This window comes from Flavonifractor sp. (assembly GCF_019422385.1).
Classification (GTDB): Bacteria; Bacillota; Clostridia; order Oscillospirales; family Oscillospiraceae; genus Flavonifractor; species Flavonifractor avistercoris.
The window spans coordinates 25,088-31,377 of the sequence record NZ_JAHZDL010000019.1 but is presented as its reverse complement, the minus strand read 5'-3'; the positions used below and the strand labels follow the sequence as shown (position 1 = coordinate 31,377).

At 61.8% G+C, this 6,290-nt stretch carries 4 protein-coding genes and 1 pseudogene; 4 read left to right on the top strand and 1 reads right to left on the bottom strand.

Going from position 1 to position 6,290, the window contains the following annotated elements; all coding sequences use genetic code 11:
* From QZ378_RS04475 to QZ378_RS04460, 4 genes and pseudogenes are all read left to right on the top strand, one after another.
* Positions 1-422, top strand: a pseudogene (locus QZ378_RS04475) (type I glyceraldehyde-3-phosphate dehydrogenase); the annotation flags it as partial.
* A 232-nt stretch (positions 423-654) separates the two neighbouring features.
* On the top strand, positions 655-2,124 hold the full coding sequence (locus tag QZ378_RS04470) for a PLP-dependent aminotransferase family protein (RefSeq protein ID WP_191528357.1): 1,470 nt from the start codon (positions 655-657) through the stop codon (positions 2,122-2,124).
* Positions 2,108-3,397: an amidohydrolase gene (locus QZ378_RS04465; protein WP_291257443.1), complete on the top strand. Its 1,290-nt coding sequence runs from the start codon at positions 2,108-2,110 to the stop codon at positions 3,395-3,397. The genes QZ378_RS04470 and QZ378_RS04465 overlap by 17 nt, the downstream gene beginning before the upstream one ends.
* Before the next feature lie 44 nt (positions 3,398-3,441).
* Entirely contained in the window at positions 3,442-4,692 is a 1,251-nt protein-coding gene (locus QZ378_RS04460) for a nitrate/nitrite transporter (RefSeq protein WP_191379596.1), read from the top strand.
* 223 nt (positions 4,693-4,915) lie between these two features.
* Here the strand turns inward: QZ378_RS04460 and QZ378_RS04455 are convergent, their stop codons facing one another.
* Complete coding sequence (locus QZ378_RS04455; RefSeq protein ID WP_191379597.1) at positions 4,916-6,115, bottom strand: ATP-binding protein; 1,200 nt, start codon at positions 6,113-6,115, stop codon at positions 4,916-4,918.
* Positions 6,116-6,290 lie beyond the last annotated feature (175 nt).

The window sequence follows — 6,290 nt, the reverse complement described above, 5'->3', positions numbered from 1 at the left end:
GCGGCCGTGCCGCCACCGGCAACATCATCCCCTCCTCCACCGGCGCTGCCAAGGCCGTGGGCAAGGTCATCCCCGAGCTCAACGGCAAGCTGACCGGCATGTCCATGCGTGTCCCCACCCTGGACGTGTCCGTGGTGGATCTGACCGTCAACCTGGCCAAGCCCGCCAAGTACGACGAGATCTGCGCCGCCATGAAGAAGGCCTCCGAGGGTGAGCTGAAGGGCATCCTGGGCTACACCGACGAGGACGTGGTGTCCTCCGACTTCCTGGGCGACACCCGCACCTCTATCTTCGACGCCAAGGCCGGCATCGCCCTGACCGACACCTTCGTGAAGGTGGTCTCCTGGTACGACAACGAGATCGGCTACTCCAACAAGGTGCTGGATCTCATCGCTCACATGTACAGCGTGGATCACAAGTAAGCGGCTGCACTGCGTTCCAGCTGGCATTCCGCAGGCCCCCTCGCCGGTTAAACGGCGAGGGGGCCTTTTGCGTTTGATACCTGCCAGGGCCGTTTGGTCTGTACCAAAAAATAATTATGGTACTTTCCGACTGGTAAGGGTGCTGATATAATTTCACCAAATCTAACATACCAGCCCGCAGAAGCAGGCTCTATTTTTCACAAACCCATCCACCACGGAGAAGGGGCGGCACATGAACATCCACATCAACCGCAGCAGCGAGACTCCCTTTTATCTCCAGATCTCCTGCTCCATCCAGAATCTGATCCTGTCCGGTGAGCTCAGCCGGGGCTACAAGATGCCGTCCGAGCGCAGGCTGGCCGAGGAGCTGGGCGTCCACCGGAACACCATTATCAAGGCCTACGGACAGCTGGTGGACGACGGGTATCTGATTGTCTCCTCCAAAAAGCCCAAGGGATACTTTGTCAAGGAGATCGCCGACGGCCGCTTCCCCTTCCAGCGGTTCTTCCCCCTGGAGAAGATGATCCGCTACCACTTCAACGAGAAGGAGAAGCTGTTTCTGGACATCTTCTGCCAGTCGGAGAATGAAGCGCTGCTCTCCCTGGGCGGAATCGTCATGGACAAGGCCGCCTATCCGGACGAGGGCATCCGGGAAATCGTGCTGCACCTGGCCAACGCCTCCCAAAACGAGGCGGAGCGGATGAAGCGCAATATCTGCTCCCTGCTGTTCCAGGAGAACATGTACATCAACCCCAAGAATATCCAGCTGGTCTCGGAGACCAACCAGGCCCTCAACCACCTCATGACTCTCTACCTTAAGGAGGGGGACTGCGTCATCGCGGAGGAGCCCATCGTTCCCGACAATGCCAGCATCTTCCGCAACAAGGGCATCCAGCTGGTCACCGTTCCCATGGAGGCCGACGGCATGGATCTGGACAAGCTGGAGGCCGCCATCCGGAAATACGCCCCAAAATTCATCTACACCATGCCCAACTACCACAACCCCACGGGCATCGTCATGTCCCTGGAGAAGCGGCACAGGCTGCTGGAAATCACCGGGAAGTACTGCATTCCGGTCATCGAGGAGGACTCCCAGCGGGACTTCCGCTATGAGGGCGGCCGGCTGCCCACCCTCTACTCTCTGGACCGCTACCGCTCTGTGGTCTACCTGGACTCCTTCACCCTCACCTTTCCCTACGGGATCAAGACGGGCTACATCGTGGGGCCCACGGATCTCATCGATACGCTGGGCCGGCTGATCATCGTGGACGAGACCTCCGTCAGCAGCATGGGACAGTACATGCTCAACGAGTACATTGAGCGGGGCTACTTCGCCCGACATGTCCAGCGTCTAGCCGCCCGGTACGCCCGCAAGCTGGAGCTGCTGTGCCGGGGTCTGGACCGCATCGCGGACAAGGGAATCCACTACACCAGGCCCAAGGGCGGACTGCTGCTCTGGTGTACGTTGGATGAGGACATCAACGAGCGCACCCTGTTCCGGGAGGCCCAGAAGCGGGGGCTGCTGATCATACCCGGCTTTCTGTTCTACCCCAAGGGATATCCGGGGGCCGGACACGTCCGGCTCTGCTTCTCCAACATCCGGGACGAGGATATTGACAAAGCCATTGCCATTTTAGGTCAGGCGCTGGACAGCAGCGCAGATTCATCAAAGGTGGAGGGAAACCATGAACAAACTGAGTGAGTACCGGAGAGAATTTCACAAGTACCCGGAAAACGGCTGGCACGAATTCCGGACCAGTGCCCGGGTGGCCGAGATCCTGACCGGCATGGGCTATGAGGTGGCCATGGGCCCCGACGTGATCGAGCCGGCCAGCGTGGGCGAGCCGGAGCGGCTCACCCAGGAGCAGGTAAAGGCCGAGATGGAGCGGGCCGTCGCCCAGGGGGCCAACCCCGACTTCGTGGCCAGGACCAATGGCTGGCCCGGCGTCATGGCCGTGCTGGACACCGGCCGTCCCGGCCCCGTGTCCGCCATGCGGTTTGAGATCGACTGCCTGCCCTATGACGAGCCCCAGAAGGCGGGCTACCGCCCCTTTGACGAGGGCTACCTCTCCTGCAACCCCCAGTCGGTCCACGCCTGCGGCCACGACGGCCACACCGCCATCGGCCTGGGCATTGCCGGGGAGCTTCAGAAGCGGAAGGAGCATCTCTGCGGGAAAATCAAGCTCTTCTTCCAGCCTGCGGAGGAGACCTTCTACGGTGCCCAGTCCATCGTAGACAAGGGCCACCTGGACGACGTGATGAACTTCATCGCCGTCCATATCGCCCTGAGCGCCGAGAACAAGCCCCTGCCCTCTCATACGGTGGCCTGCGGCTGCCGTGACTTCCTCAGCGACCGGCAGCTGGACGTGTATCTGGAAGGAAGGGCGGCCCACCCCTGCGGCGCCTCTCAGGAGGGCAGGAATGCCCTGCTGGCGGCCTGCTCTGCCGCCCTGAACATCCACAGCATCGCCCCTCACGAGGCCGGCCTGTGCCGGGTGAACGTGGGCGAGATCCATGCCGGCGTGTGCGCCAACACCATCGCCCCCAACGCCATGATGCGCATCGAATACCGGGGCCAGTACCCGGAGATCTCCGCCTACGCCGGCAAGCGGATCTTCGACATCCTGGACGGCACGGTCAAGGCATACGGCCTGACCTACCACTATGTGGACTACGGCGAGGTGCCCGCCGGCGCCAGCGATCCCGCCATGATGGAGATCATCCAGCGGGCGGCCAAGAAGGTGCCCTGGTTCGAGACCGTGTACTTTGAGGGCAACGTGGGCGGCACCGACGACGCCGCCGTCATGCTCACCAAGGTACAGCAGAACGGTGGCATCGGCACCTATGTGGGCATTGGTGCGGACACCACCGGCCCGGTGCACAACCCGGAGTTTGACTTTGACGAGGACTGCCTGCCCGCCGCCATGGAGCTCTGCCTCAACGCACTGGAGGAGCTCCACGCTGCGGAGGCTTGACATAGAACGAGAGGTCTGCAACGTACATGAGGAGGTAACAACCTATGGCACAAAAAGTCGCATCCAAGCTAAAGGGAAACATGTGGCGGCTGATTATCCTGGCCATCGCCGGCTCGCTGATTTACGGTCTGCCCTATTTCCGCACCTACTACTATGATGCCTACCTGTCCGCCTACAACCTGACCAACATCCAGATGGGCTCCCTGGGCTCCATCTTCGGCGTGTTCGGCATGGTCTCCTACCTGTTCGGCGGCGTGGTGGCCGACTTCATCTCCCCCAAGAAGCTCATCTCCATCTCCCTGATCCTGACCGGCGTGGCCGGCTTCTTCCACCTGGTCGCCAACAGCTACGCCACCCTTCTGATCATCTACCTGGTGTGGGGCTTCACCGCCCTCTTCGCCTTCTGGCCCGCCCTGGTGAAGGGCATCCGCAGCCTGGCCTCCTCTGACGAGCAGGGCAAAGCCTACGGCTTCATGGAGGCCGGCCGCGGCGTCACCAACGCCGTGCACCTGGCCATCGCCCTGGCCATCATCAACGCCGTGAGCCGCAGCACCGGCAGCTCTGAAATAAACGCCGCGGGCCTGAAGGGCGGCATCGTCTTCTACTCCGTGGTGGTCATCGTGCTGGGCGTGCTGGTGCTCCTGTTCTTCAAGGATCCCCAGACCTCCGACCAGTCCGAGCGGTTCAACTTCAAGCAGGTGCTCACCGTCATCAGGCTGCCCCAGGTGTGGATCCTCTGCCTGATTCTGTGCTGCACCTACGTGATGAACATGTCCTACTCCTACTTCAACCCCTACGCCACCTCCACCCTGGGCGTGGCCATGGTCGGCGGTACCATCGTGACCATTATGGCCGACTACATCCGCCCCTTCGCCTCCGTGGGCGGCGGCATTCTGGCCGACCGGCTGGGCCGCCCCAGGATCATGACCATCGGCTTTGCCATCATGGCCGCCGGCACCTTTGCCATCGCCCTGTTCCCCGCCATGAGCGTGCCTGTCTTCGTGATCCTGTGCGCCATCATCTATGTGGGCATGTACTGCAACTATGGCATCGTCTTCTCCCTGATGGATGACGGCGGCATCCCCATGGAGGTCTCCGGCACCGCCATCGGCCTGATCAGCACCATCGGCTACCTGCCCGAAGTGTTCTGCCCCTTCTTGGCCGGCGTCGTCCTGGACACCTATTCCGAGGCGGGCTACAAGTACTACTTCCTGGCCATGGGCGTGATCATGCTCATCGGCATCGTGGGCATCATGATCTGGAACCGCAGTGTCAAAAACCAGAAAAAGGCCTGACTGATCAGGTGAGCCGCCCCGGTTTGTGCGGGCAGCTGGAAAATCACCAACAGCGGAAACCTACAAGTTTTAACCGGGAGCGGCACAGTGTCAGCTGTGCCGCTCCCGGTTTTATACACCAATTTTTTTGGTTTCCGATTGAAAACTCTCAAATCACAGTGGGCAAACATGTCCTGTCCGGTTTGCTGCCCCGGTTCCTCCCCGGGAGATGCAGGCAGGCCGACTACAGGCTAAGACTTGCGATAAACTGTTTCGCCGTTCTCGGCGTCCGGCCAGGATGTCTCATCTCCCATTTGAGGGCATCTGCCCGGAGGGTCTCCCGATCCGTGGCAACCCCCGCCTGATCCGCCAGGTTCTCCACCAACTCCAGGAATTCCGCTTTATTCAGGGCCAGATAGGGGATGCGCAGGCCAAAGCGGTCGGACAGGGAAGTCTTCTCCTGGATGGTCTCGCCGGCATCCACCTCGTCTCCCGCCCGGTCAGAGAAGGTCTGCCGCACCAGCCGGCGGCGGTTGGAGGTGGCGTAGATGGCCACGTTGGCCGGCCGCCGCTCCAGCCCGCCCTCCAGGATGGTCTTCATGGCGGAGTAGGTCTTGTCGTCCTGGTCAAAGGCCAGGTCGTCGATGAACAGGATGAACTTGAGCTTCCGTCCCCCCAGGGTACGGATGAGCCTAGGCATGTCGGCCAGGCCATCCTTCTGCACCTCAATGAGCCGCAGGTCCTCGAAGCCCGGCAGGGACAGCAGGCTCTTCACCGTAGCGGACTTGCCGGTACCCGAGTCTCCGTAGAGCAGCACGTTATTGACGGGATTGCCCTCCAGCAGGGCGCGGGTGTTGGCCTCCACCTGGTCCCGCTGGAGTTCGTACCCGAACATCTCATCCCGCTCCGGGCAGTCGGGTTTCTCCACGGGATAGAACCCACCATCCTCCCACAGGAATGCCCGGTGGCGGGCGAACAGCCCCGCCCCGTGGGTGCGGTAGAACTCCGTCAGCTCCTCAAAGGTAAAGGGACAGGTGCTCTCCCACCTGGGCAGACGCGCCAGCATCCCCTCCAGTTCCGGCTGGACGGCCGCTCCCACGGCCTCCAGCAGACGGCCGCAGTCCAGCTCCGCCAGGGCGGCAAACGTCTCGATATCCCGCCTGGCGGCCTCCTCCAGGGCGGGATCCTCTCCTCCCCGCTCTACCAGGGCGGCATAAGGAGACTCCCGGTCCCGCAGTTGGCCGTCCAGCCACTCCCCCAGGCTGGTTTTCTCCTCCGTCCGCAGGGTGTAAAACAGCCTGGCGTAATCCTCCGCCGCACCGGCTCCGTCCCCGGCAGCCAGCTTGTCCAGAAGCATCAGGACCTTCTGCAGCGGCTCCTCCTCCACCACGTGCCGATAGGCCGCCGTCCCGTGCAGGGCCCAGCGCAGTGTTTCCAACTCCATTACTCACTCCCCCTTTTTCGTGTTTTTATTGTATGCGCCGCGACTCCGCCTGTCAACGCAAAAGCGCGGAAGCTGTCAGTTATCCTCTCCCTTTCCAAATGAAACCACCGGGTGGATCTGCATACCGGCTGGAAACCTGCGGATACTAACGGCTGTAACCACAACCGCAGGAGGA